Origin of the sequence: Streptomyces viridifaciens (assembly GCF_001888885.2) — a bacterium.
Lineage (GTDB): Bacteria > Actinomycetota > Actinomycetes > Streptomycetales > Streptomycetaceae > Kitasatospora > Kitasatospora aureofaciens.
Window position 1 is genome coordinate 2,906,165 of record NZ_CP090841.1, and the last position, 24,606, is coordinate 2,930,770.

The following is a 24,606-nucleotide window of genomic DNA, read 5'->3' on the forward strand; positions in this document are numbered from 1 at the left end:
GACCCAGGCTATCCCGGCCGCCGGGTCGTCTTGTTCGATTGACCTATCCGGCGGCTTGCGCGTCATCCGCCGGCGCGAGCAGTTCGGCGACGTGCGGCAGCACCTCGCGGTCGTGCTCGATCCAGTCCACGGAGTCCAGCTCGGCCGCGCCCAGCCAGCGCAGCTCGTCGTGGTCCGCCAGCGGGCTCGGCTCACCGGCCAGCAGCTCGGCGGCCCAGAACCGCAGCTCCAGCCCCGGGCGCACGGTCCACGCGCCGGGCAGCCGCCGCAGCGCCCGCGCCCGTACGCCCAGCTCCTCCAGCAGTTCGCGCTCCAGCGTCTGCGCCTCGGTCTCCCCCGGCTCGGCCTTGCCGCCGGGGAACTCCCAGCGCCCGGCGACCGGGGCGGGCGCGCTGCGCCGGGCGGCGAGCACCCGGCCGTCGCGGATCAGCGCGCCGCCGACGACGATCCGCAGCGGGGTGGCGTCGGGGGTCCGGCCGGTCTGTTCCATGCCGCGACCCTACGGGGCGGGGTCCGTCGGCTCGGACTCGACCCAGTACAGCTGCTTGTGGCCGCGCGCCTCGAACTCGGCCGCCAGGCGTCGCGCCTCGGCCTCGGCCAGGCCCCTGGCGACCAGGAAGCGGTTGCCGTTGTCGTCCTGCCGCATCACCCGAAAGGTGCCCATGCGGGGGAGCGTACCGGCCCGCCGGGCGACCTCGGCCGGTGTCCCCGCGGTGTCCCCGGCCGGCGTGGGGGTCGGGCCGGGGACACGCCGGTCACCCTACGGGGCGCGCGCTACCGGCAGGTATGGGCGGTGTTAACGCTGGGTAACCGGCGGAGCGGCTCAGGCCCGGAGGTCGGGCACCTGCTCGCCGGTGGACAGACCGAGCGCGCGCCGGATCTCCACGCTGACCGGCACCGTCTTGGCAGTCAGCGCCCGGGCCCGGCGCAGATCGCCCGGCACGTCGTCGCCGGAGGCCGCGGCGTCCCAGGCGGTGGCCGCCTGGGTCTGGGTCGCGGCCAGCTTGTCGACCTTCGGCTGGATGTCGGTCGGCCACTCCGCGGTCGGCTTGCGCAGGGCGGCGGCCTCGGCCCGGGAGGCGGCGGCCATCCGCCGGGCCCAGGAGCGGTACTCGGCCTCGGCGACGGCCACGTCCTTCTTCGGCTCGTCCGCGTACACCGCGCCGAAGCCCCGGACGGCGTCCAGGTAGGCCAGCTGAACGGAGGTCAGGGTGCGGCGGTCGGTGCGGACCGTCCCCAGGTGCTGGTCGTCGCGGTCCTCGAAGGCGCAGGTGACGTACCGTTCGCCGGCCGCCCAGTTGCCCGCGCTCGGGTAGAGGTAGACGTCGTCCATGCCGTCCGGGACGGCCCACTGGTCCAGCGCGTAGTCGTCGAGCACCGTGCGGCACAGCGTGGTGGCGCGCTCGCGGACGACGGTCGCTCCCGGGTACGGGCCGCTGCTGTCCGGGATCCTGGCGGTGCCGGCCACCTCGCCGTGGTGCGGGTCGGAGCAGACCACCCGGCGCACCCAGTAGACCGTCTCGTCGCCGTTCTCGTCCGTCTTCCCGGTCACATCGGGCGAGTTGTAGCAGTCCCCGGCCTTCAGGGCGGACCAGCGGACGGACCCGGCCGGCGGTTTCTGGGCGTATCCGCCGCCGGGCCCGCCCCGCGCGGGGCCGAAGTCCCCCGCGCCCAGGGCGAGCGACAGCAGCAGCGTGCCCGCCACGCCGAGCACCAGTCCGGTCACCGCCATGCCGCGGCCGCGCTGCCCGCGGCGGTTGATCTGGACCAGCGCGACGATCCCGAAGACCAGGGCCACCGGCGAGAGCAGGCTCAGGCCGGCCGCCAGGGAGCCGACGGCGAAGCCGTTGGTGCGCGGCTCCGGCTGGGGGTTGTAGGGGTGGTGGGCGTACGGCGGGTACGGGTGCTGGTTCGAGCGCGGGTCGGGGTTCGGGTAGGGGTCACCGGGCCGGAAGCCGGACTCGGCGGAGGGCGGCACCGAGGCCCAGCCGCCGGCGGGCAGCGGCGGGGGCGGCGGCTGGGGCGGGGCCTGCGAGGGGGCCGGGGCGGCCTGGGCGGGCCGGTCGGCCGGTGGAGCCCAGGGGTCGGCGGGGTTTTGCGGCTCCTCGGCGTCCGGGGTCGCGGCCTCCGGCTCCGCGGTGTCCGGGATCCCGGCCTTCGGCTCCGCGGTGTCCGGGTCCTTGCGGAAGTCCACCCGCGGGTCCGGCCCCGGAGCGGCGGGCAGCTCGGACTCAGGCTTGGACACGTGGACTCCCCCTGCCCGCCGGGGCGGGCCTCGACTCGGCGTTTCGGCTTCGGCGCCGCCGCTCGGGCCGGACGGGCCCGATGCGAACGGTCGCGCGACTTTACCCGATCTTTCCGAACGCCCGCCCGCGCGTCGGCACCCCCGACCGCCCGCTCAGACCCGGGCCAGGACCTCGCCGTGGATCATCGAGAACCACCCGTCCTCGGCGGCGCTCCACTCCCGCCAGCCGTCCGCGATCCGCTCCAGCTCGGCCCGGTCCGCGAAGCCCCGTTCCACGGCCGTCCGGCCGAAGGCCGTACCGGTCACCCGGTCCGCCCACATCCCGCCCCACCACTCGCGCCGCTCGGGCGTCGCGAAGGTCCAGGTGCCGGTGGTCACGGTCACCTCGGTGAGACCGGCCGCGCGGGCCCAGGACAGCAGCCGACGCCCGGCGTCCGGCTCGCCGCCGTTGGCGCGGGCGGTCCGCCGGTACAGCTCCAGCCAGCGGTCCAGCGCGGGCGCCTCCGGGTACCAGGTCATCGAGGCGTAGTCGACGTCCCGGGCCGCGACCACCCCGCCGGGCGTCGTCACCCGGCGCATCTCGCGCAGCGCGGCCACCGGATCGGCCAGGTGCTGCAGCACCTGGTGGGCGTGCACCACGTCGAACTCGCCGTCCCGGTAAGGCAGTCGGTGCACGTCCGCGAGTTCGAACACCACGTTGGACAGGCCGCGCCCGGCGACGTACCCGGCGGCCTGTTCCAGCACCTCGGCGGAGGCGTCGACGGCCACCACCCGGCCGCCGGGGCCGACCAGCTCGGCCAGGTCGGCGGTGATCGTGCCGGGGCCGCAGCCGACGTCCAACAGCGCCTGCCCGGGCCGCAGTTGACCCAGCAGATAGGCGGCGGAGTCGGCCGCGGTACGGGAGCGGTGCGAGCGCAGCACCGCCTCCTGGTGGCCGTGGGTGTAGGCGGCGGGCTGCGATCCGGACATGGGTCTCCCCCAAGAGGCGTGGTCGGTCTTCCGTTTCCGCGACGCCCTCGACGCTACGCCCCGTCCCGTATGGCGAGAAGAACCATCTCACATGGCGGCCACCGGTCGGCCCGTTCGGGCCCGCCCGCCGTACCGTGGAGGCGCCCGACCGAACGGCCCCGACAGAACGGTCCCGCCCATGCCCGGCCCCGGCCAGCGCCCCTTCGTCCTGCTGAGCGCCGCCGTGTCGCTCGACGGCCACCTCGACGACGCCTCCCCCGACCGCCTGCTGCTCTCCAACGCCGCCGACTTCGACCGGGTCGACGAGGAGCGGGCAGCAGCCGACGCGGTCCTGGTCGGCGGCAACACCCTGCGCGCGGACAACCCGCGGCTGCTGGTCAACGACCCCGCACGCCGGGCCGCCCGGCTGGCGGCCGGGCGGCCCGAGTACCCGCTGAAGGTGACCCTCAGCGCGAGCGGCGCGCTCGACGCCGGGCTGCGGTTCTGGCACACCGGCGGCGCGAAGCTCGCCTACACCACGGAGGCCGGGGCGGCCGTGCTGCGGCCCCGGCTCGACGGGCTGTCCGAGGTGGTCGCGCTCGGCGGCTCGGTGGACCTCGGCGCGGTGCTGGACGACCTGGGCGCGCGCGGGGTGCGCCGGCTGATGGTCGAGGGCGGCGGCGGGATACACACCCAGTTCCTCGCCCGCGGCCTGGCGGACGAACTACAGCTGGCCGTCGCCCCGCTGCTGGTCGGCCAGGCCGAGGCGCCGCGGTTCGTCCGCCCGGCCGCTTTCCCGGGCGGGCCGGGCCGGCGGATGCGGCTGCTGGAGGCACGTACGGTGGGCGACGTCGTCCTGCTCAGGTACGCCCCGAAGGAGCCCGCGCCGTGAACCGCCCCACGACCACCGACCTCGACCACCTGCGCCGGGCCGTCGAGCTGTCCCGTCGCTGCCCGCCCTCCGGTACGGCCTTCTCGGTCGGCGCGGTCATCGTCGGCGCCGACGGCCGGGTGCTGGCCGAGGGCTTCAGCCGGGAGACGGACGCGCACGACCATGCCGAGGAGGCGGCCCTGGCCAAGCTCCCGGCGGGCGACCCCCGCCTGCGCGGGGCGACCGTCTACAGCAGCCTGGAGCCGTGCGGCCGGCGCGCCTCGCGGCCGGTGCCGTGCGCCCGGCTGCTCATCGCGGCGGGCGTGCCGCGGGTGGTGGTCGCCTGGCGCGAGCCGGACCTGTTCGTCACGGACTGCCAGGGCACGGCACTGCTGGAGGCGGCCGGGATCGAGGTGGTGGAGCTGGCGGAGCTCGCTGAGGAGGCCCGGGAGGTCAACGCCCATCTGTTCGGATGATCTTTTGTATCATTTAGAAACAAAGGGCTCGTCTTCACCGACGTCCGCCGCCATTCTCGCCCCCCGGAGCCGCCCCGTGCCCGCCACCCCCGTCCGGTTCACCGCCAGCGCCCTCCTCCTCGACATGGACGGCACCCTGGTCAACTCCGACGCCGTGGTCGAGCGCTGCTGGAGCCGCTGGGCCGAGCGCCACGGCCTCGACCCCGTCGCGGCGCTCGCCGTCGTCCACGGCCGCCAGGGCCACGCGACCATGGCCGAACTGCTGCCGAACCGCCCGGTCGAGGTCAACCTCGCCGAGAACCAGCAGATGCTCGCCGAGGAGCGCGCCGACACCGAGGGCGTGGTCGAGGTCCCCGGCGCCGACGCCTTCCTCGCCTCGCTGACCGGCCTGCCGCACGCCCTGGTCACCTCCGCCGACCTGCCGCTCGCCCGGATCCGGATGGACGCCGCCGGCCTCCCGATGCCGCCCGTCCTGGTCACCGCCGAGTCCGTCGGCGCCAGCAAGCCCGATCCCGAGGGCTTCCTCAAGGGCGCCGCCGCCCTCGGCTTCGCCCCCGCCGACTGCCTCGCCTTCGAGGACTCCGGCACCGGCATCGCCGCCGCCCGCGCGGCCGGCATGCGCGTCATCGGCATCGGCCCCCGGGCCGCCGCCCACCACCCCGACGCCCTCGCCCCCACCCTCGAAGCCGTCACCGTCACCACCGCCCCCGACGGCACCCTCACCCTCACCGTCCGGGCCTGACCCGGCAGCGCCGCAGGGGCCGGACTCCGAAAGGAAGTCCGGCCCCTGCGGAGGGAGTTGGGCGGTCCGGTCAGACGTTGAAGCGGAACTCCACCACGTCGCCGTCCTGCATGACGTACTCCTTGCCCTCGATGCGGGCCTTGCCCTTGGCGCGGGCCTCGGCGGTGGAGCCGGCCTCGACCAGGTCGGCGAAGGCGATCACCTCGGCCTTGATGAAGCCCTTCTGGAAGTCGGTGTGGATGACTCCGGCGGCCTCGGGGGCGGTGGCGCCCTTCTTGATGGTCCAGGCGCGGGTCTCCTTGGGGCCTGCCGTGAGGTAGGTCTGCAGGCCCAGGGTGTCGAAGCCGACGCGGGCGAGGGTGGCGAGGCCGGGCTCCTCCTGGCCCATGGACTGGAGGAGTTCGAGGGCCTCGTCGTCGTCGAGCTCGATCAGCTCGGACTCGATCTTGGCGTTGAGGAAGATCGCCTCGGCCGGGGCGACCAGCGCGCGCTGGGCGTCCTTGAACTCCTCGTCGGCCAGCTCGTCCTCGTCCACGTTGAAGACGTAGAGGAAGGGCTTGGCGGTCAGCAGGTGCAGCTCGCGGATCGGGGTGGTGTCGAAGCCCGCCTCGAAGAGGGTCTTGCCGGTCTCCAGGATCGCCTGCGCGGCCTCGGCGGCGGCCAGCACGGAGGCGGTCTCCTTCTTCAGGCGCGCCTCCTTCTGGAGCCGCGGCAGGACCTTCTCGATGGTCTGGAGGTCGGCCAGGATCAGCTCGGTGTGGATGGTCTCGATGTCGTCCTTGGGCGACACCTTGCCGTCCACGTGCACCACGTCCGGGTCGGTGAAGGCGCGCACGACCTGGCAGATCGCGTCCGACTCGCGGATGTTGGCGAGGAACTTGTTGCCCAGGCCCTCGCCCTCGCTGGCGCCGCGCACGATGCCGGCGATGTCCACGAAGTCGACGGTGGCCGGGAGGATGCGCTGCGAGCCGAAGATCTCGGCGAGCTTGGCCAGCCGCTCGTCCGGGACGCCGACGACGCCGACGTTCGGCTCGATGGTGGCGAACGGGTAGTTGGCCGCCAGCACGTCGTTCTTGGTCAGGGCGTTGAACAGGGTCGACTTGCCGACGTTCGGCAGGCCGACGATTCCGATCGTGAGCGACATGAAGCGCAGTCCCGTGGGCTTGGAGGAGTTGGGTCGGCACCGTACGGGCCGACCCCCAAGTCTACGGGCAGCGCTCCGTACGCCTCACGCCTCGGTCGGGGCCGGCAGGGGCTCCAGGAACTCCAGCCGGTTGCCCAACCTGTCGGCGGAGTAGAAGCGGCGGTGGCCGGGGTGGTTGTCGTCCCAGGTCACCTCGTGGCCGTGTGCGGTGAGCCGCTCGGCCAGGGCGTCCAGCGAGCGCACCAGGATGCCCGGGTGCCCCTTGCGGGCCGGGCGGAAGTCCGGGGTCACCCCGAGGTGCACCTCGACACCGCCGCCGCGGAACCAGCAGCCGCCGCGCGCCGCCAGCACCGGCGGCTTCCGGAGTTCGGTCATGCCGAGCACGCCGGACCAGAAGGCCCGGCACTCGTCCTCGGCGCCCGCCGGGATGTCGAGCTGGAAGTGGTCGATGCGTTCGAAGGTGAAGTCGGCACTCATGCCAGTCCCCCGTGCGGTCATCTGATGATCGTTGCCTCGACTCAGTCCCGCAGGCCAGGGCTTTGAGTGACGATCACAGGAGTACGCCATTCGAAGACACGGGACAAGACCTGAACGGTCCATTACACAGTGTGGCGATGATCGGACCGTACGTTGGACGGATGGAGCAGAGCATCCGTACCCAACCGCCAGGGCCCAGACGCCGTCCGCCGAACGGCGCGGCCCCCGCCGCCGTCCCTGGGCCCGGCCGGGCTCCCGACGGCCCCCGGGACCCCGCCACTCCCCCCGCCCGGCTGCGCTCGGTGGCCGACCGGGCCGCCGCGGCGCGCCCGTCCGCCCAGCGCCGGCTGCGGGTCTACGGGCGGCGCCGGACCGGCCGGCCGACCCGGCTGACCGCGATCGGCACCGGCGTGGCCGCGGTGCTGGCCACGCTCGCGGTGGCCGGCCTGGACCGGGGGCTCTTCGGTGACCTCGGCTGGCTGTTCGGCGTCGGCTACCTGGTGGTCTGCTTCCAGCTGGCCGTCCGGGTCCGCTACGCCGACCTGCTGGCCGCCCCGATCAGCGGGCCGATCGGCTTCGCGCTGGCCCTGGTGCTGCTCGCGCCGGTCAGCTCCCCGGGCATCACCGCCCAGCTGGTGGCGCTGGCGACGGGGCTGGCGCTGCGGGCCGGGTGGCTGTTCTCCGGCACCGGGCTGGCTGCGGTGATCGTGCTCGCCCGCTTCGTCGCCCAGCGCCGGATCCACCGCTCCCGCTGAGCGGCCCGGGCGCGGGACCACCCGCGCGGGACCACGGGCGCAGGGTCACCGGCGCGGAGCCACGGGCGCGACGTCACCGGCCCGGGGCCGTCAGCGCGCCGCCCGGGCCGCCGCCATGGCGGCCCCGACGATCCCCGCATCGTTGCGCAGCGCCGCCGGCACCACCCTCGCCTCGCGGTCCCTGAGCAGCGGCAGGAACTTCTCGTGCTTGCGGCTCACCCCGCCGCCGATCACCACCAGCTGCGGCGAGAACAGCATCTCCACCAGGTCCAGGTACTCGTCGACCCGCTCGGCCCACTGCTCCCAGCTGAGGTCGTGCCGCTCCTTGGCGGCCGAGGAGGCCCGGCGCTCGGCGTCCTTGCCGCGCAGTTCCAGGTGGCCCAGCTCGGTGTTGGGCACGAGGGTGCCGTCCACGAACAGCGCGCTGCCGATGCCGGTGCCGAAGGTGAGCACCAGGACCACGCCGGGCTCGCCCCGCCCGGCGCCGTGCACGGTCTCGGCGAGGCCGGCCGCGTCCGCGTCGTTGAGGACGGTCGCCGGCAGGTCCAGCGCCTCGCGGAACAGGCGCGCGGCGTCCAGGCCGATCCAGCCCCTGTCCACGTTGGCCGCGGTCCTGGTGTGCCCGCCGACCACCACTCCGGGGAAGGTCAGCCCGACCGGGCCCCGGTGGTCGAAGTGCCGGACCACCTCGCGTACGGCGGCGACCACGGCCTCGGGCTCGGACGGCTGCGGGGTGAGCACCTTGTACCGCTCCTGGGTGAGCGCGCCCCGGGCGAGGTCCACCGGGGCGCCCTTGATGCCCGAACCGCCGATGTCCACGCCGAATACCGCCGTCATCGCTCGACCCTCCACCCTCCGCCGTCCGGCCGGTGGACCGGATCGTCCACAGCCTGTGCATGAAAGCAGCCCGGGCACAAAACTACGAGAACCCGGGCGGGGGCGCACAGCAGAGGACCCGGCGCCCGCACCGGGCACCGGGTCCTCCACGACGGGTCTAGAGCTTGCCGGCCGCCTCGGCGCGCAGGTCGCGGCGCAGCTCCTTGGGCAGCGAGAAGGTCAGGTGCTCCTCGGCGGTCTTGACCGTCTCGACCGTGTCGTAACCGCGGCTGGCCAGGAACTCCAGCACGCCGTCGACCAGGATCTCCGGCACCGAGGCGCCGCTGGTCAGGCCGACCGTGGTGACGCCCTCCAGCCAGGACTCCTGGATCTCCTCGGCGAAGTCGACCAGGTGGGCCGCCTTGGCGCCGTACTCCAGGCCGACCTCGACCAGGCGGACCGAGTTGGAGGAGTTCTTGGAGCCGACCACGATCAGCAGGTCGGTCTCCGGGGCCAGCTGCTTGACGGCGACCTGGCGGTTCTGGGTCGCGTAGCAGATGTCGTCGCTGGGCGGGCTGACCAGCGCCGGGAAGCGCTTCTTCAGCTCGCCGACGGTGGCCATGGTCTCGTCCACCGAGAGCGTGGTCTGGGACAGCCAGACGATCTTGGACTCGTCCCGTACCTGCACGTTGGCGACGTCCTCGGCCCCGTCCACCAGGTGGATCCGGTCCGGGGCCTCGCCCATGGTGCCGATGACCTCCTCGTGGCCCTCGTGGCCCACCAGCAGGATGTCGTAGCCCTCGTCGGCGAAGCGCACGGCCTCCTTGTGCACCTTGGTGACCAGCGGGCAGGTGGCGTCGACGGTGGCGAGCTTGCCGGCCCGGGCCTCGTCGTGGACCGACGGGGCGACACCGTGCGCGGAGAACACGACGATCGAGCCCTCGGGCACCTCCTCCGTCTCGTCGACGAAGATCGCGCCCTTCTTCTCCAGGGTCTGCACCACGTACTTGTTGTGGACGATCTGCTTGCGGACGTAGATGGGCGCCCCGTACTGCTCCAGGGCCTTCTCCACGGCGATCACGGCGCGGTCGACACCCGCGCAGTAGCCCCGGGGGGCGGCGAGCAGGACACGGCGCTGCGCGGTGTTGGACATGGCTCCATCGTACGGGCGCCCGGGAGGCCCGCCTGCCGCGGCGGGGAGCCGCGCCGACGGTGGGCGACTTTCCGGTCGTCATGGATCACCAATGCTCAAATGTGCTGCCTATGAGCGCTGCGATCGATCAGCCGACACCGAGCGGTCTGCGCCGCACCCTGGGTGTCCGCGATCTGATGGTCTACGGGCTGCTGTTCATCGCCCCGATGGCGCCGGTCGGCGTGTTCGGGGTGCTGGACGCGTCGGCGGGCGCCGCTGAGGCCGGTACGGCGGACGGTGTCGGCGGGCGCCGCTAGCCTCGTACGCATGGCCAACACCAGCTCCCCCGAAGCCCCGCTCCCGGTCGGCAAGGTCTCCGCGCTGATCGGCGGCTGGATCGACCGGCTCGGCGCGGTGTGGGTCGAGGGACAGATCACCCAGCTGAGCCGCCGCCCCGGCGCGGGCGTGGTGTTCCTGACCCTGCGCGACCCGCAGGCCGACGTGTCGCTCACGGTGACCTGCTTCCGGTCGGTGTTCGACCAGGTCGCGGACGTGGTGCAGGAGGGCTCGCGGGTCGTCGTGCACGCCAAGCCGGAGTGGTACGCGGCCCGCGGGCAGCTGTCGATGCGGGCCTCGGAGATCCGGCCGGTGGGCCTGGGCGAGCTGCTGGCCCGGCTGGAGCAGCTGAAGCGCCGGCTCGCCGGCGAGGGCCTGTTCGCGGCCGAGCGCAAGCGGCGGCTGCCGTTCCTGCCGCAGTGCGTCGGGCTGGTCACCGGTCGCGGCTCGGCGGCCGAGCGGGACGTGCTGGAGAACGCCCGGCGGCGCTGGCCGGCCGTGCGCTTCGAGGTGCGCAACGTCCCGGTGCAGGGGATCAGCGCGGTGGAGCGGGTGGGCGCGGCCGTCCGGGAGCTGGACGAGCACCCCGAGGTGGACGTGATCATCGTGGCCCGCGGCGGCGGCAGCGTGGAGGACCTGCTGCCGTTCTCGGACGAGGGCCTGGTGCGGCTGGTCGCGGCCGCCCGTACGCCGGTGGTCAGCGCGATCGGGCACGAGCCGGACCAGCCGTTGCTGGACTTCGTCGCCGACCTGCGTGCCTCCACCCCGACCGATGCCGCCAAACGGGTGGTTCCGGACGTCGGCGAGGAGCTCGCCAAGGTCCGCCAGCTGCGCGACCGCGCACGCCGACACGTGCAGTCCCGGGTCGAGCGCGAGCAGCACGGGCTGGACGGGCTGCGCAGCCGCCCGGCCCTGGCCGCCCCGCACCGGATGCTGGACGGGCGCGGCCAGGAGGTGGAGGGGCTGCTGGAGCGGGCCCGGCGCACCCTGCGGCACCGGCTGGACCACGCCCAGAGCGACCTCGGACACACCCTGGCCCGGGTGGTCGCCCTCTCCCCGGCGGCGACCCTGGAGCGCGGCTACGCGGTGCTGCAGCGGGCCGACGGCACGGTGGTGACGGACCCGGCGCAGGTCACGGCCGGGGAGGGGCTGCACGCCCGGGTGGCGGGCGGCGGCTTCGACGTGGCCGTCGCGTAACCGCGCAGCCGGTGGTCGGGGTCGGTGCAGATACCGAAGACGAAGCCGAACAGGCCGTCCGGGTTGCCCGGTGAGGGCAGCCGTTCCTCCAGGGTGCCGACGGCGCAGGCGGCGAGTCGGCCGGGCCGCTCCGGGTCGTCGACCACGAAGGAGGGCATGGTCAGCTCCTCCGACGGGACGGCCAGGCGCTCGCGCAGGATCCGCTCGGCGGTGGCCTGCCAGGGCCCGGGGCCGGCCAGGGCGGCCATGCTGGGCATCTCCTCGAGCATCACGTTGCGCAGCCGGACGAGTTCGGGCGCGTCGGCGGGGACGGCGGGTCGGACCTCGGTCATGCGGCGGAGGCTTGCGCCGCCGGCCGGCCGGGTGCACCCGGATTTCGGGCCGTACCGGACCCTTCCTGTCGGCGCCAGCCCCTACGCTGGCTCGCATGGCAGAGCAGCAGGAACCGCAGGCCGCGACGGCACCCACCCCGGACGACGCGCTGGGCTACGAGCACGCCCGGGACGCGCTGCTGGAGGTGGTCCGGCAGTTGGAGAACGGCGGAATCTCCCTCGAGGAGTCGCTGGCGCTGTGGGAGCGCGGCGAGCAGCTGGCGAAGGTCTGCCAGCGGTGGCTGGACGGCGCCCGGGCCCGGCTGGATGCCGCACTCTCCGCCGAGGAGGGCGCGGGCCCGGCCGGGGAGTGAGGCGGGTCACACCCCCTTGGGGAATCGTTGAATCTTCACCTATGTTGGAGGGACTGATCGGCCGCGCCGGTCACACCGACGAACCCCCTCCTCCCGCATGAGGTGCAGAAGCATGACCACCGACGCCCTGGTACTCGACGCCGCCGCCCAGGACCTGCTGTTCCGCGAGGCCCGCACCGCGAACACCTTCACCGACGAGCCGGTCACCGAGGAGCAGGTCCAGGCCATCTACGACCTGGTCAAGTACGGCCCGACCGCCTTCAACCAGCAGCCGCTGCGCGTCGTCCTGGTCCGCTCCGCCGAGGGCCGCGAGCGCCTCGTCCAGCACCTGGCGGACGGCAACAAGGCCAAGACCGCCGCCGCCCCGCTCGTCGCCATCCTGGCCGCGGACAACGAGTTCCACGAGGAGCTGCCGACCCAGTTCCCGCACTTCCCGCAGGCCAAGGACGTGTTCTTCGCGGAGCGCGCCGTCCGTGAGCAGTCCGCCAAGCTGAACGGCGCCCTCCAGGCCGCCTACTTCATCATCGGCGTGCGCGCCGCCGGCCTGGCCGCCGGCCCGATGACCGGCTACGACGCCGAGGGCATCAACAAGGAGTTCTTCGGCGACGGCGAGCACTCGGTGCTGGCCGTGGTCAACATCGGCAAGCCGGGCGAGGACGCCTGGTTCCCGCGCTCCCCGCGCCTGGAGTACGACCAGGTCGTCACCACGGTCTGATCGCACCCCGCGACGGGAAAGGGCCCGCACCGGTTCGTCCGGTGCGGGCCCTTCCGTGCGCGGAGGGGGCTACTTGAGCGCCTGGGCCAGCTCGGCCAGTTCCTCGTAGGAGGCGGTGCCGGTGACCAGGGTGGTCGCCGAGCCGTTCCGGGCGGCCAGCGCACGGGCCTTGTCGCCCTGCTCCCGGTCCCAGGTGCGCCCGGCGGCGTCCGAGGTGCCGTCCGGCTGGGCGCCCGCGACCTTGTCGGCGAGCAGCTTGTCGCGGGGGACGTCGGCCTGCTCGACCGCGGCGTACTGGCCGGAGGGCGTCACGAAGCCCAGGTGCCAGGCGTTGCCCTTGCCGCCGCTGAGGTCGGCCGGCGTGTAGCTGACCGAGGTCGCCCGCCACTTGTCGGACAGCCCGTCCGGGGCCAGCAGCGGGTAGGGCGCGGCGCGCTTCGCGGAGGCCGCCGCCACCTTGTACTCGACCACGTGCACCGGGTCGCTGTTCGCGTCGTGCGGGAGGAACAGGTAACCGATCCAGACGACGAAACCGACCGCCAGCATCGACAGGACCATGTCCCGTACGGTCTGCCGACCCCTCATGCCCTTGCTCTCTGCAGCCACCCCCACATGGTGACTCATCCACATCCCGGCAGGGCCACCCGGGGTGTGCACGTACGGGTGAAGGCGGGCGAAAGGCCACTCTTCGCCCCGGGGTGGCGACCCGCGCCACAGACAGTCATCTCGTGGGCAGATACGATCGCATCACCCTCACCACGGCGTTCGACCAGGCAGTAGTCGGGCGCTCACTGGCCGTCGCGTACAGAGAGGTAACGACGATGACCACGCAGTACCCGCACCACCTTCCCAGTGCCCTGGAGGTCGCGCCCGAGGCTCCGGACCGGAACCTCGCGCTCGAACTCGTCCGGGTCACCGAGGCGGCCGCGATGGCAGCCGGCCGGTGGGTCGGCCGGGGCGACAAGAACGGCGCCGACGGTGCCGCCGTCAAGGCGATGCGCACCCTCGTCTCGACCGTCTCGATGAACGGCGTGGTCGTCATCGGCGAGGGCGAGAAGGACGAGGCCCCGATGCTCTACAACGGCGAGCGGGTCGGCGACGGCACCGGCGCCGAGTGCGACGTCGCGGTCGACCCGGTGGACGGCACCACGCTGACCGCCAAGGGCATGAACAACGCGGTGGCCGTGCTGGCCGTGGCCGACCGCGGCACCATGTTCGACCCCAGCGCCGTGTTCTACATGGACAAGCTGGTGGCCGGCCCGGAGGCCGCCGAGTTCGTCGACATCACCGCCCCGGCGGCCGTCAACATCCGCCGGGTCGCCAAGGCCAAGGGCAGCGCGGTCGAGGACGTCACCGTGGTCGTGCTCGACCGTCCCCGCCACGACGGCCTGGTCCGGGAGATCCGCGAGGCGGGCGCCCGGATCAAGTTCATCTCCGACGGTGACGTGGCCGGCGCCATCATGGCCGCCCGCGAGGGCACCGGCGTCGACCTGCTGATGGGCATCGGCGGCACCCCCGAGGGCATCATCGCGGCCTGCGCGATGAAGTGCATGGGCGGCGTGATCCAGGGCCGGCTGTGGCCCAAGGACGACGCCGAGCGGCAGAAGGCCCTCGACGCCGGGCACGACCTGGACCGGGTGCTCACCACCAACGACCTGGTCAGCGGCGAGAACGTGTTCTTCGTCGCCACCGGCATCACCGACGGCGAGCTGCTGCGCGGTGTGCACTACCGCTCGGAGACCGCCACCACCAGCTCGCTGGTGATGCGCTCCAAGAGCGGCACGATCCGCGAGATCAACTCCGTCCACAAGCTGTCGAAGCTGCGGGCCTACAGCGCGATCGACTTCGACCGCGCCAACTGACCCGGGCGCGAACGGCTCACGACGCGGCCCCGGCGGAATCCCCCTCCGCCGGGGCCGCGTCGGCCTGCTCTCCGGCCCGCTTCTCCGGGTTCGCTTCTCCGGCTCGCGGGGCCGTTCCTCCCGGCCGGTCCTCGGCCCGCGGTCAGCCGGCTATCCGGCGCCCCGCCGTGGCCACCCCGGCCGCCTCGCGCAGCTCCGCGTCCCGGCGGCGCCGCCGCGCCAGGACCACCCGCCGCTCGGCGGCCGTCAGCCCGCCCCAGACCCCGTACGGCTCCGGCTGGGCCAGCGCGTGCTCACGACACTCCAGCAGCACCGGGCAGCGGGCGCACACCTGCTTGGCCTGCTCCTCGCGCGACAGCCGGGCCGCCGTCGGCTCCTTCGAGGGCGCGAAGAACAGTCCCGCCTCGTCCCTCCGACAGGCCGCACCGGTGTGCCACGGATTGTCCTCACCCGCGGCCCCACCCGCCGTGCCGCCCGGGGGCTGCGGCTGGGGGCGGACGGCCGGACGGCGCTCCAGCAACTGGGCGGCGGCGACTGGCGAGTTGGTGCGGGACTCGATCGGATGCAGCACGGCCGTACTCCTGACGAGGCTCTCGGACACGGGGGACCCCGCTCCCCCGCCCGGCTGCGAGCCCCCGCTGTCCAACGCCCGGGGCGGCCGCTGGCCGCCTCCGGTGCACAGCCGTACGAGAAGCGATGTGCGGAAGGAACTACCCCGCCCGGCCGCGATTCATGCACACTGCACGCAATCGACTACGGAGTGCACCGGACACAACGCCGAGTGCCCGACCGGGAGTTGATCCACGGCCGGGCACTCGACAGGTCAATTCGGACTATTCCGTACCGAGTTGCTTGCGCACCCACTCCCTGAGCTTCTTGCCCCGGCGCGGCTTGGCGTTGCAACCTCCGAACAGGGCAACGCCCTTGACCCGCACGACCGGAGCGTACGGGTCCGCCACGGTCTGCTCGCGGACGTCGAAGCCGCCGAAGATGCCGACCCCCGAGCCGATCAGGCTCACGTTCTCCGGCACCCGGATCTCCACCCCGCCGAAGATCGCGGTCACCGTGATCTCCACCTCGGGGGACTCGAACACGGCGTCCGTGAGGTCGATGTCCACCCCGCCGAACGCCGTGAAGGCGGACAGGTGCGAGCCGACCCGCCAACGGCCCTTGCGGGCCGCGCCACCGAAGATCGCCACCACGGACGGTGCCTCCTGCCGCGCGGGCGGCAGCGGCCTGGCCGGCGCCGGGGCGGGCTCCTGGGCGCCCAGCGGCGGCTTGTCGAAGGACACCGAGCGGTGGGCGGGCAGATCCCTGGTCAACGGGACCAGGTCGCCGAAGGTCTTGGCGGCGTACGCGGCCTCGATCCGCTCCGCGTGCTCCTCCGCGTCCAGACGCCCCTCCGCGTAGGCGTCCCGCAGCAGTTCCGCGATCCGCTCGCGGTCGGCGTCGGAGACCCGCATCTCCGCGTCCGCCACCGGGGCGGTCGACGGCCGCGGTGCGGCCACGGGCCCGGAGCGGGGCTCGAGTTCGGGCTTGCTCAGGGGCACGGGCACCGGCACCGGCGGCTGCCCCGGGTCGTCCTGCGACGGCGAGTTCTCCACGGGCCAAGCCTAGTCGTTCGCATTCCAGCCCGAGTGAGCCCCGTCACCTGACAACCGGAAGATGTGTCAGTCCCGTGTGCAAGCCTTAGGGAAGCCCGAGAGCAAAGCGGATCACGCGGCTGTGAGGACATGATGGAAACGCGGCAGGAGACCATGGAGGATACCGGGCATGCCCGGTACACCCACCGCCTGCGCGTGTCCGCCACCGCCCGCGCCGCGCTCGAAGCAGAGTGGGGCAGGTGTCGGTGGGTGTGGAACGAGTGTGTGGCCAAGTCCCGGCAGCAGCACATCGCCAACCGCACCCGGCCCGATGGCGCGCCGAAGGTGACTTGTGGGCCGGCGGAGCTGGACAAGATGCTGACCGAGGCCCGCGCCGCCATGGGGTGGATGCGCGAGGGCGCTTCGGTACCGCAGCAGCAGATCATCCGGGACTTCGCAAAGTCCCGTGCGAAGGCGCAGAAGGACACCAGGGACCGGCTGCCGGTGCACCGCCGGGCGGGCATGCCGAAGCCGAAGAAGAAGCGTGAGGCCCTGCCGAGCTTGACCTACACCCGGCGCGGCTTCCGCCTCAAGGACGGCCGCCTGCACCTCGCGGGCGGGATCGTCCTGACGGTGGTGTGGTCGCGGGAACTGCCCGCCGAGCCGTCATCGGTACGTGTATACCAGGACGCCCTGGGCCATTGGTGCGCCTCGTTCGTCGTCCCGTCGACCGTCGAACCGCTGCCCGCTACGGGAGTGGTGATCGGCATCGACTGGGGCGTCAGGGAGATCGCAACCACCACGTCCGACGCACATGACCTCCCGCATTCCGAGCACGGCAAGAAGGCCGCGCAACGGCTCGCGAAGTACCAGCGGCAGATGAAACGCCGCGAACGGCCGAAGGGAAGGGCCCAGTCCAAGGGCTACCGCAAGGCGCGACGGCGGGCCGCGAAACTGCACAAGAAGGTCGCCCGACAGCGCCAGGACACCGCCCGTAAGTGGGCCAAGACCGTCGTCCGGGACCACGACCACATAGCAGTAGAGGACTTCCGACCGAAGTTCCTCGCCAAGACCTCCATGGCCAGGAAGGCCGCTGCCGCTGCCATCGGCGCAACGAAGACGGCCCTGATCGAAATGGGCCGCAAGCACGGCAGGGCCGTGCACCTGGTCCACCCCGCGCACACCACGATGGACTGCGCGCACTGCGGAGCGAGAGCCAGGCACGCACTGCCGCTGGGGATGCGCACCTACAACTGCACCGCGGGCGGAGTCTCCTCCCCGAGGGACAAGAGCTCCGCCCACGTAATGCTCCACCGGGCAGGTCTGAACCCGGCTGGCGTTGAGTGCGTAGGACGTGGTCACCCGCAGGGCGACCACGCAGCACGAGCCACGCATCCCCCAGTCGAAGGCGGACCCCCGCCTTCGACTGGGGGAGCACTCAAGCAAGGCTGACCTGTCCGCATGCCCGCCACGACCGGGTCTTACCCTGGATGGTGCTTCGCCGACGCAGCCGGACCACTGGACACCTAAGGACCGCCCCGATGGCTCCCACGCCAGACTTCGAGTACAGCGACCTGCTCCCCCTGGGCGCTGACCCGACCCCGTACCGCAAGCTCACGTCCGAGGGTGTCTCCACCTTCGAGGCCGGCGGCCGCACCTTCCTCCAGGTCGAGCCCGAGGCGCTGCGCCTGCTCACGGCCGAGGCGATGCACGACATCTCGCACTACCTGCGCCCCGCGCACCTCGCCCAGCTGCGCCGCATCCTGGACGACCCGGAGGCCAGCCCGAACGACCGCTTCGTCGCGCTCGACCTGCTGAAGAACGTCAACATCTCGGCCGGCGGCATCCTGCCGATGTGCCAGGACACCGGCACCGCGATCGTCATGGGCAAGCGCGGCCAGAACGTGCTGACCTCCGGCGCGGACGAGTCCGCCATCGCGCGCGGCGTGTACGACGCGTACACCAAGCTCAACCTGCGCTACTCGCAGATGGCCCCGGTCACCATGTGGGACGAGAAGAACACCGGCAACAACCTGCCCGCCCAGATCGAGCTGTACGCCACCGACGGCGACGCGTACAAGTTCCTGTTCATGGCCAAGGGCGGCGGCTCCGCCAACAAGTCGTACCTGTACCAGGAGACCAAGGCCATCCTGAACGAGGCGAGCATGCTCTCGTTCCTGGAGCAGAAGATCCGCTCGCTCGGCACCGCCGCCTGCCCGCCGTACCACCTGGCCATCGTGATCGGCGGCACCAGCGCCGAGTTCGCGCTCAAGACCGCCAAGTACGCCTCGGCGCACTACCTGGACAACCTGCCGACCTCCGGCAACGCCAGGACCGGCCACGGCTTCCGGGACCTGGAGCTGGAGGCCAAGGTCACCGAGCTGACCCAGAAGATCGGCATCGGCGCCCAGTTCGGCGGCAAGTACTTCTGCCACGACGTGCGCGTGGTCCGACTGCCCCGCCACGGCGCCTCGCTGCCGGTCGCGATGGCCGTCTCCTGCTCCGCCGACCGCCAGGCGCTCGGCAAGATCACCGCCGAGGGCGTGTTCCTGGAGCAGCTGGAGACCGACCCGGCGAAGTACCTGCCGGACACAACCGATGAGCACCTCGACGACGACGTGGTGCGCGTCGACCTCAACCAGCCGATGTCCGCGATCCGCGCCGAGCTGTCCAAGTACCCGGTCAAGACCCGGCTCTCGCTCACCGGCACCCTCGTCGTCGCCCGCGACATCGCCCACGCCAAGATCAAGGAGCGTCTGGACGCCGGCGAGGGCATGCCCAAGTACCTCCAGGACCACCCGGTCTACTACGCCGGCCCGGCCAAGACCCCCGAGGGCTACGCCTCCGGCTCCTTCGGCCCCACCACGGCCGGCCGGATGGACTCCTACGTCGACCAGTTCCAGGCCGCCGGCGGCTCCATGGTCATGCTCGCCAAGGGCAACCGCAGCAAGCAGGTCACCGACGCCTGCGCCGCGCACGGCGGCTTCTACCTCGGCTCCATCGGCGGCCCCGCGGCCCGCCTCGCCCAGGACTGCATCAAGAAGGTCGAGGTGCTGGAGTACGCCGAGCTCGGCATGGAGGCCGTCTGGCGCATCGAGGTCGAGGACTTCCCGGCCTTCATCGTCGTCGACGACAAGGGCAACGACTTCTTCCGCGAGACGACCGAGGGCCCGCTGATCACCAACCTGCGGATCCGCTCCAAGGAGTAGTCGGGAGGAACGCCCCTGTGCGCCCCCGAACCGCCCCGGCCGCCCTGCGGCCGGGGCGGTTCCGTCTGCTCGCTGCAGCTCAGAAGTGGGGACCGTTGATGGCCGAGGCGGCCGGTCCGGCAGGCCTACCGCTGGCCGGCGCCGCCGTCCACCACGACATGGCGGTCCTGCATCTAGACGACTTCGCCACCGTCGCCGGGTCGTCAATGAGCTGCGCGAGCAGGACGTTCGTCGACCGACCGCTGCCTGACGAGCACCGCGACGCTCAGGCGTCGAAGCCGTACTCCAGGACGTAGGAGGCGGCGTCGAGGATCATCTCGTTGAGTTCGACGACCTGGCCCTCGTCGGCGAAGGCGGTGCGGCAGATCAGGATGACCGGGGTGCCGGCGGAGAGTTCGAGGCGGGCGGCCTCCTCGGCGGCGGGCATCCGGGAGCGGACCTCCTCGCGGAAGTGGACGGGCTTGGCGCCGATCTCGGCCAGCCGGGCGTAGGTGCCGCCGGGGCCGGTGTCCTCGCGGGTGATCGCGGTGCCGGCGACCAGGACGGCCGGCAGGTAGGAGGTGGAGAGCAGCACCGGCTTGCCGTCCAGGACGAAGCGGCGGTGCCGCACGCACATCGGGACGCCCGGTTCCACGCCGAGCACCCCGGCCACGTGATCGGGCGCGCCTTGTTCGGTGACGGACACCTGGTCGACCACCAGGCTGCGGTTGTCGATGTCCGCCGACCATATCGACCGGCCGGAGCCCCACTGCCCCTGCGCCAGCCGCTGGATGCCGCGCCGGCGCAGCGGACGGAAGTCCCGGACGAACACCCCGGCGCCCCTGCGCGCCTCCGCGATGCCCTCGCTCTGCAGCACGCCCAGCGCCTGGCGGGCCGTCATCCGGGCCACGCCGTACTCGTCCATGAGGTCGTTCTCGCCGGGGAGCCGGTCGCCCGCGCGGTAGCGGCCGGTGTCGATGGCCGCCTTCAGGGAGTCGGCGATCCGCTGGTACTTGGGCTGCTTGTCGCCACTGCTGCCGGTCATCGCCGCTCCCTCTCCCTCGGACAATCGTAGGCGCGCCCGCGGTCGCCGGTAAGGAGATACGACCGTTGACATCTCTAGAGATATTAGCTTCTCTAGAGATGTCTGCCAGTCGCTGACGGAGCGAAGGAGCAGTGCGGTGACCATCCGACAGCGCAACGCCCCGGCCTACCGGCCCCACGCGGGTGAACTCGTCCTCGACCGCAGGACCGGACGCACCGGCATCTACATGGACACCATCGGCGGCGAGCACTACCTGCGCCCCGAGCACGGCGGTCGCGAGTGGACCGCCGAACCCCATCACGTCTCACCGGCCCCCGAGCCCCGCGATTCGACTGAATGCCTTCAGCCCCGGTAATTGCGGCGAAACCCACGCAAACCATGGCATTCGGGCACCCGTAATCCCCCCGGTGAATCCGGAATTCCGGAACGCTTCGGAGGCGCCGCCGCGCACGTTACGGACCGCCCCGGTCACCATGCGTGCAGCGAGGGCGGGAATCGGCCACCGAGGGACCCGCACACGAATTGGCGCGCACATCACGACAGTGCCCCCGTGCCCGGACGGGGGCAGGGGGCACTGGGCGAAGGGCTGCTTACGGGTGGCCGCCGACGACGCTCTCCGGCTTGAGCGGACCGCCCGGCTCACCGGCCGGCTCGTTTATGTACTCACCCTCGTCACCGAACGAGCCGTTCTCGAACGCGGTCTTGTCGGCGTCGGTCGGCGCGGTGTATCCGGCCGGGTTCGAGGACGCGGTGACCGCGCCCTCGACAGCCTTGCCCGCCTCCACAGCGGCGGCCGGGGCACCGGTCTGCGCCGCGTTCCCGGGCGTCGACGGAACCGGGGTCTCGCTCTGGTCATTGGCCATTGGGCGGCCGCCTTTCGGTCATCAAATGTGTTCAGCCCGACCTCCGTGGCGCGGGCGCGCGGACAGTATCGTAGGGTTGATTAAATGTCCGATAAACATCGTGCGGCTTGCGGTGCCGTCCGGCAGAGTCGGGCGTCCGCCTAAGCTGAAGCACCGCGGCGGACCGCCGAGCGCCCTTTCACGGAATCGACACCACAGGCCATCGGGGGACTTCATGGAGTTTCGGGAGACGCCGCAGGCCCCTGCGCTGCGCTTCCAAGTCCTCGGTCCGGTCCAGGCCTGGCTCGACGGCGAGCCGCTCTCCCTCGGTTCCCCCCAGCAGCAGGCCGTTCTGACCACCCTTCTGCTGCATTCCGGGCGCCCGGTCACCACGCAGGACCTCGTCGACGCGCTCTGGGGCGATCGACCCCCCGCCCAGGCGGTGGCCGCACTCCGCACCTACGTCTCCCGGCTGCGCTCCGTCATCGAGCCTCGGCGCGAGGTCCGACGTCCTGCCGAGCTCCTGGTCTCGGTCGCCGACGGCTACGCCCTGCGCATCCCGGGCGAGGCCCTCGACCTGTCGGTCTTCGAGCGGCTTTCCGCCGAAGCCGCGGCGGCCCGCGCCTCGGGCGACAAGAACGAGGCGCACCGGCTGCTGGCACAGGCGCTGGACCTGTTCAGCGGCCGTCCGCTCACCGGCATCCCCGGCCCGTACGCCGAGGCCCAGCGGCTGCGGCTGGCCGAGCGCCAGGTCGCCGCCTCCGAGGAGCTGTGCGCGGCCGCCCTCGACGTCGGGCTGCACGCCGAGATCGTCGGCGAGCTCAACACCCTGACCGCCGAGCACCCGCTGAGAGAACGCCTGCGCGAGCTGCTGATGCTGGCGCTGTACCGCTGCGGTCGTCAGGCCGAGGCGCTCGGCGTCTACACCGACACCCGCAAGCTGCTCATCGAGGAACTCGGAGTCGAGCCGGGCGTCGGCCTGTCCTCGATGCACAACCGCATCCTGGCGGCCGACCCGACGCTCGCCGTCCCGGCGGCGCCGGTTCACGTCATCCGCGACGACGGCCTGGCCACATCCCCGGCTCCGGCCCAACTCCCGGCTGACGTATCAGACTTCAGCGGACGCTCGGAGCTGGTGGGTGACCTCTCGGCCGTCCTGATGAACGCCACCGGCCAGGCCGTGGTGGTGACCTCGCTGGCCGGCATCGGCGGGGTCGGGAAGACCACGCTCGCGGTGCACGTCGCCCATCGCGTCCGCGCGGAATTCCCGGACGGACAGTTGTACGTCGACCTGCGCGGAGCCGGCGCCTCCCCGGCCGACCCGGCAGTCGTCCTGGGCGACTTCCTGCACGCGCTCGGCGTCACCGAGAACCCCGACTCGCTCGAACAGCGTGCCGCCCTCTACCGGTCCCTGCTGGCCAGCCGCCGGATGCTGATCCTGCTCGACAACGCACGGGACGCCGACCAGATCCGGCCCCTGATCCCCGGGGTCTCCGGCTGCGCGGTGCTCGCCACCAGCCGCTCCCGGCTGGCGGGCATCCCCGGTGCCCAGTTGTTCGACGTCGAGGAACTGACCCCGGACGAGGCACTGGCGCTGTTCTCGGCCATCGTCGGCGATCACCGCGTCGCGAACGAGCCGGAGGCGGCCATGAAGGTCGTCACCGCCTGTGGCTTCCTGCCGCTGGCCGTCCGCATCGCCGCCGCCCGACTGGCCAGCCGCCCCCGCTGGAGCGTCTCCGACCTGGCCAGTCGGTTAGCCGACCAGCGGCGGCGCCTGGACGAACTCCAACTCGGCAACCTCGCCGTGGAGACCACCATCGGGCTCGGCTACGGACAGCTGTCCGTGGACGAGGCCCGCGCCTTTCGGCTGCTCGCCCTGATCGACTCCCCCGACATTCCACTCGCCGCCGCCGCGGCCCTGCTCGGCGTGGACGAGCACACGGCCGAGGACCTCGCCGAGGCGCTGGTCGAGGCGAACATGCTGGAGTGCTTCACCCCGGGGCGCTACCGCTACCACGACCTGCTCCGGCTCTACGCCCAGCGTCAGAACGAGCGGATCGGCGACACCGGGGAGCAGGAAAGGGCGGTGATGCGGCTGCTCGACCTGCTGATCCCGACCGTCCGCAACGCGGCCCAGATCATCGAGCCGGACGACCCACTGCCCGAGCGGCTGACCACCCTCTCCTCCCCCGGGCTCGACCTGCCCACGAGCCACATCGCCCAGGACTGGTTGCGCACCGAGGGCGGCCTCCTGCTCAGCGCCGTGGAGGCCGCCGCCAGCGGTCCCGGCGCCCTTCAGCGTGCTGCCGTCGACCTGCTGAACTACCTGATCAGCATCGACCCGGACCCGACCCGCGGCCCCCGAGCGCTGCGGATCCTGGAGGCCATCGGCCAGGACGCGCAGAACCGTGACGATGCGGCCGCGCTCGCCGGGGTGTACTTCGCCCGCGGCACCCTGCAGTCCGTCACCAGCGACTTCCAGGGGGCCGAGCAGTCGTTCCGCCGGAGTCTGGGCCACCAGGCACCGGACAACCCGACCGTCCTGCTCCTGGCCACGGCCAACATGCTGGGCGTGATGCTGAACGTGGGCAACCGTCCGGCCGAGGCCCTTCTGTTCCTCGAACAGGCCCGGGCCACCAGCCAGGCCGTCGACGCACCTGTCCTCGAAGCGCGGATCGTCAGCAACATGGCCCGGGTGCAGCACCGCCTCGGCATGACCGAGACGGCGATCCGGTCCGCCGATGAGGGTGTTGCCGCCGCACGGGAGTCCAAGAACGACCCGCTGCTGGCTCAGACCCTCTACCAACTGGGCGTCGTACTCCCCGGTGCCGAGGCCGTCCCGCACCTACGGGAGGCCCACCAGCTCTACCAGTCCCAGCGCAACTCACTCTGGGAGGGCTACACGCTGGCCCGTCTCGCCTCCGCCCTGCTCGTCGCCGGGCAGCCCACCGAGGCGGCCGAGGCGGCCGGTGAGTCGCTGGCGATCGCCCAGGAGTTGGACTCCGCCTACTGCCAGGGCCTGGCCAACGCCGCCCTGGGCGAGGCGCTCCTCGCCCTGGCCCAGCCGGCCCGTGGGCTGGCCTGTCTGCAGGAGGCGCACGCGATCTTCACGCGGCTCGGTGTGCCGGAGGCCTCCCCCGTGGCGGACCTCATCTCCCGACAGCACACCGAGCCCTTCTCCTCTCCCCCCGCGCCGTGAGGCCTCCGCTCCCCTGCGGAGCACCTCCCCCGACCCGCGCGTCGGCGCCCCCGCAGCCCCCCGGCTGCGGGAGCGCCCTCAACGCTTCCCCGGCGCTGGTCCCCACTGTGCACCCAGCCGATTGACGTTCGATAAACGTCCGATTGTCAGCTTGCGGACCGGTATAGCCGCAGGTCAGCGCCACTGTCCTGGGCGCGCCGGGCGGCGTGCGGCGCCGCGCGCACCACCCCGCCCGCACCGGAGTGCTTCCGCCTACCCGGCCCACTTCGGCCCAAGTATGACGAGTTGGCTGGAAAGGGACCCCATGGCGCAGTGATCACGCATATTCTCAGATGCCAGTACGCACGC

Annotated in this window: 24 protein-coding genes and 2 pseudogenes; 12 read left to right on the forward strand and 14 right to left on the reverse strand. The window is 72.6% G+C overall.

From position 1 onward, the window contains the following. Positions 1-43: 43 nt before the first annotated feature. The 4 genes from BOQ63_RS19915 to BOQ63_RS19930 form a co-directional block, all read right to left on the reverse strand. Positions 44-490 (reverse strand): NUDIX domain-containing protein, encoded by a 447-nt coding sequence (locus BOQ63_RS19915; RefSeq protein WP_046386552.1) that lies wholly within the window; start codon positions 488-490, stop codon positions 44-46. Between the two features lie 9 nt (positions 491-499). After that, the gene (locus tag BOQ63_RS19920) at positions 500-664 is read right to left on the reverse strand and encodes a hypothetical protein (RefSeq protein WP_167344908.1); all 165 of its coding nucleotides are present in this window, start codon (positions 662-664) and stop codon (positions 500-502) included. 159 nt (positions 665-823) lie between these two features. Then, positions 824-2,245, reverse strand: a complete 1,422-nt coding sequence (locus BOQ63_RS19925) for a DUF4190 domain-containing protein (RefSeq protein WP_051747038.1) — start codon at positions 2,243-2,245, stop codon at positions 824-826. Positions 2,246-2,398: 153 nt separating this feature from the next. Then, positions 2,399-3,214 (reverse strand): methyltransferase domain-containing protein, encoded by an 816-nt coding sequence (locus BOQ63_RS19930; RefSeq protein WP_030286732.1) that lies wholly within the window; start codon positions 3,212-3,214, stop codon positions 2,399-2,401. A 178-nt stretch (positions 3,215-3,392) separates the two neighbouring features. Between BOQ63_RS19930 and BOQ63_RS19935 the strand changes: the two are divergent. Then, positions 3,393-4,540 (forward strand): annotated as a pseudogene (locus tag BOQ63_RS19935) (dihydrofolate reductase family protein). A 76-nt stretch (positions 4,541-4,616) separates the two neighbouring features. Then, positions 4,617-5,282: an HAD-IA family hydrolase gene (locus tag BOQ63_RS19940; RefSeq protein WP_223885985.1), complete on the forward strand. Its 666-nt coding sequence runs from the start codon at positions 4,617-4,619 to the stop codon at positions 5,280-5,282. Positions 5,283-5,352: 70 nt separating this feature from the next. On the opposite strand, the gene ychF is transcribed toward BOQ63_RS19940, so the two are convergent. After that, the gene (gene ychF, locus BOQ63_RS19945; RefSeq protein WP_030286697.1) at positions 5,353-6,426 is read right to left on the reverse strand and encodes a redox-regulated ATPase YchF; all 1,074 of its coding nucleotides are present in this window, start codon (positions 6,424-6,426) and stop codon (positions 5,353-5,355) included. A gap of 84 nt (positions 6,427-6,510) precedes the next feature. Further along, positions 6,511-6,903 carry a VOC family protein gene (locus tag BOQ63_RS19950; protein ID WP_030286695.1) on the reverse strand — a complete coding sequence of 131 codons (393 nt, stop codon included), beginning with the start codon at positions 6,901-6,903 and terminating at the stop codon, positions 6,511-6,513. A 161-nt stretch (positions 6,904-7,064) separates the two neighbouring features. Between BOQ63_RS19950 and BOQ63_RS19955 the strand changes: the two genes are divergently transcribed. Beyond that, the gene (locus tag BOQ63_RS19955; protein WP_143174748.1) at positions 7,065-7,658 is read left to right on the forward strand and encodes a DUF6542 domain-containing protein; all 594 of its coding nucleotides are present in this window, start codon (positions 7,065-7,067) and stop codon (positions 7,656-7,658) included. A gap of 90 nt (positions 7,659-7,748) precedes the next feature. Here BOQ63_RS19955 and ppgK read toward each other — a convergent pair whose 3' ends face one another. Next, entirely contained in the window at positions 7,749-8,495 is a 747-nt protein-coding gene (gene ppgK, locus BOQ63_RS19960; protein ID WP_030286690.1) for a polyphosphate--glucose phosphotransferase, read from the reverse strand. Between the two features lie 157 nt (positions 8,496-8,652). Next, positions 8,653-9,627 carry a 4-hydroxy-3-methylbut-2-enyl diphosphate reductase gene (locus tag BOQ63_RS19965; RefSeq protein ID WP_030286688.1) on the reverse strand — a complete coding sequence of 325 codons (975 nt, stop codon included), beginning with the start codon at positions 9,625-9,627 and terminating at the stop codon, positions 8,653-8,655. A gap of 110 nt (positions 9,628-9,737) precedes the next feature. Between BOQ63_RS19965 and BOQ63_RS19970 the strand changes: the two are divergent. Continuing rightward, a pseudogene (locus BOQ63_RS19970) lies at positions 9,738-9,890 on the forward strand (amino acid permease); the annotation flags it as partial. A 43-nt stretch (positions 9,891-9,933) separates the two neighbouring features. Then, on the forward strand, positions 9,934-11,139 hold the full coding sequence (gene xseA, locus BOQ63_RS19975) for an exodeoxyribonuclease VII large subunit (protein ID WP_030554334.1): 1,206 nt from the start codon (positions 9,934-9,936) through the stop codon (positions 11,137-11,139). Here xseA and BOQ63_RS19980 read toward each other — a convergent pair. Continuing rightward, positions 11,022-11,471: a GNAT family N-acetyltransferase gene (locus BOQ63_RS19980; RefSeq protein ID WP_143174749.1), complete on the reverse strand. Its 450-nt coding sequence runs from the start codon at positions 11,469-11,471 to the stop codon at positions 11,022-11,024. The genes xseA and BOQ63_RS19980 overlap by 118 nt on opposite strands. Positions 11,472-11,566: 95 nt before the next feature. Here BOQ63_RS19980 and BOQ63_RS19985 point away from each other — a divergent pair, with 95 nt between their 5' ends. Both BOQ63_RS19985 and BOQ63_RS19990 read left to right on the forward strand, forming a co-directional pair. Continuing rightward, complete coding sequence (locus tag BOQ63_RS19985; protein ID WP_072654722.1) at positions 11,567-11,824, forward strand: exodeoxyribonuclease VII small subunit; 258 nt, start codon at positions 11,567-11,569, stop codon at positions 11,822-11,824. Between the two features lie 112 nt (positions 11,825-11,936). Beyond that, positions 11,937-12,539 (forward strand): malonic semialdehyde reductase, encoded by a 603-nt coding sequence (locus BOQ63_RS19990; RefSeq protein WP_030286677.1) that lies wholly within the window; start codon positions 11,937-11,939, stop codon positions 12,537-12,539. Positions 12,540-12,608: 69 nt separating this feature from the next. Here the strand turns inward: BOQ63_RS19990 and BOQ63_RS19995 are convergent, their stop codons facing one another. Continuing rightward, entirely contained in the window at positions 12,609-13,145 is a 537-nt protein-coding gene (locus BOQ63_RS19995; protein ID WP_223885986.1) for a DUF4245 domain-containing protein, read from the reverse strand. A gap of 215 nt (positions 13,146-13,360) precedes the next feature. Here BOQ63_RS19995 and glpX point away from each other — a divergent pair, with 215 nt between their 5' ends. After that, positions 13,361-14,401, forward strand: coding sequence for a class II fructose-bisphosphatase (glpX, locus tag BOQ63_RS20000; RefSeq protein ID WP_030286673.1), 1,041 nt, complete (start codon positions 13,361-13,363; stop codon positions 14,399-14,401). 142 nt (positions 14,402-14,543) lie between these two features. Here glpX and BOQ63_RS20005 read toward each other — a convergent pair whose 3' ends face one another. Beyond that, entirely contained in the window at positions 14,544-14,918 is a 375-nt protein-coding gene (locus BOQ63_RS20005; protein WP_370863296.1) for a WhiB family transcriptional regulator, read from the reverse strand. Positions 14,919-15,234: 316 nt separating this feature from the next. Beyond that, entirely contained in the window at positions 15,235-16,005 is a 771-nt protein-coding gene (locus BOQ63_RS20010) for a DUF1707 SHOCT-like domain-containing protein (protein WP_223885987.1), read from the reverse strand. A 153-nt stretch (positions 16,006-16,158) separates the two neighbouring features. Between BOQ63_RS20010 and BOQ63_RS20015 the strand changes: the two genes are divergently transcribed. Next, positions 16,159-17,436, forward strand: a complete 1,278-nt coding sequence (locus BOQ63_RS20015) for an RNA-guided endonuclease InsQ/TnpB family protein (RefSeq protein ID WP_454130186.1) — start codon at positions 16,159-16,161, stop codon at positions 17,434-17,436. Positions 17,437-17,525: 89 nt separating this feature from the next. Further along, positions 17,526-19,193 carry a fumarate hydratase gene (locus BOQ63_RS20020; RefSeq protein WP_033347644.1) on the forward strand — a complete coding sequence of 556 codons (1,668 nt, stop codon included), beginning with the start codon at positions 17,526-17,528 and terminating at the stop codon, positions 19,191-19,193. Between the two features lie 265 nt (positions 19,194-19,458). On the opposite strand, the gene BOQ63_RS20025 is transcribed toward BOQ63_RS20020, so the two are convergent. Then, complete coding sequence (locus BOQ63_RS20025) at positions 19,459-20,217, reverse strand: GntR family transcriptional regulator (protein ID WP_030554326.1); 759 nt, start codon at positions 20,215-20,217, stop codon at positions 19,459-19,461. Between the two features lie 136 nt (positions 20,218-20,353). Here BOQ63_RS20025 and BOQ63_RS20030 point away from each other — a divergent pair, with 136 nt between their 5' ends. Continuing rightward, entirely contained in the window at positions 20,354-20,572 is a 219-nt protein-coding gene (locus BOQ63_RS20030) for a hypothetical protein (protein ID WP_046385588.1), read from the forward strand. 235 nt (positions 20,573-20,807) lie between these two features. Here the strand turns inward: BOQ63_RS20030 and BOQ63_RS20035 are convergent, their stop codons facing one another. Beyond that, positions 20,808-21,080 carry a hypothetical protein gene (locus tag BOQ63_RS20035; RefSeq protein ID WP_030286659.1) on the reverse strand — a complete coding sequence of 91 codons (273 nt, stop codon included), beginning with the start codon at positions 21,078-21,080 and terminating at the stop codon, positions 20,808-20,810. 214 nt (positions 21,081-21,294) lie between these two features. Here BOQ63_RS20035 and BOQ63_RS20040 point away from each other — a divergent pair, with 214 nt between their 5' ends. Beyond that, on the forward strand, positions 21,295-24,258 hold the full coding sequence (locus BOQ63_RS20040; protein ID WP_046385587.1) for an AfsR/SARP family transcriptional regulator: 2,964 nt from the start codon (positions 21,295-21,297) through the stop codon (positions 24,256-24,258). Positions 24,259-24,606 lie beyond the last annotated feature (348 nt).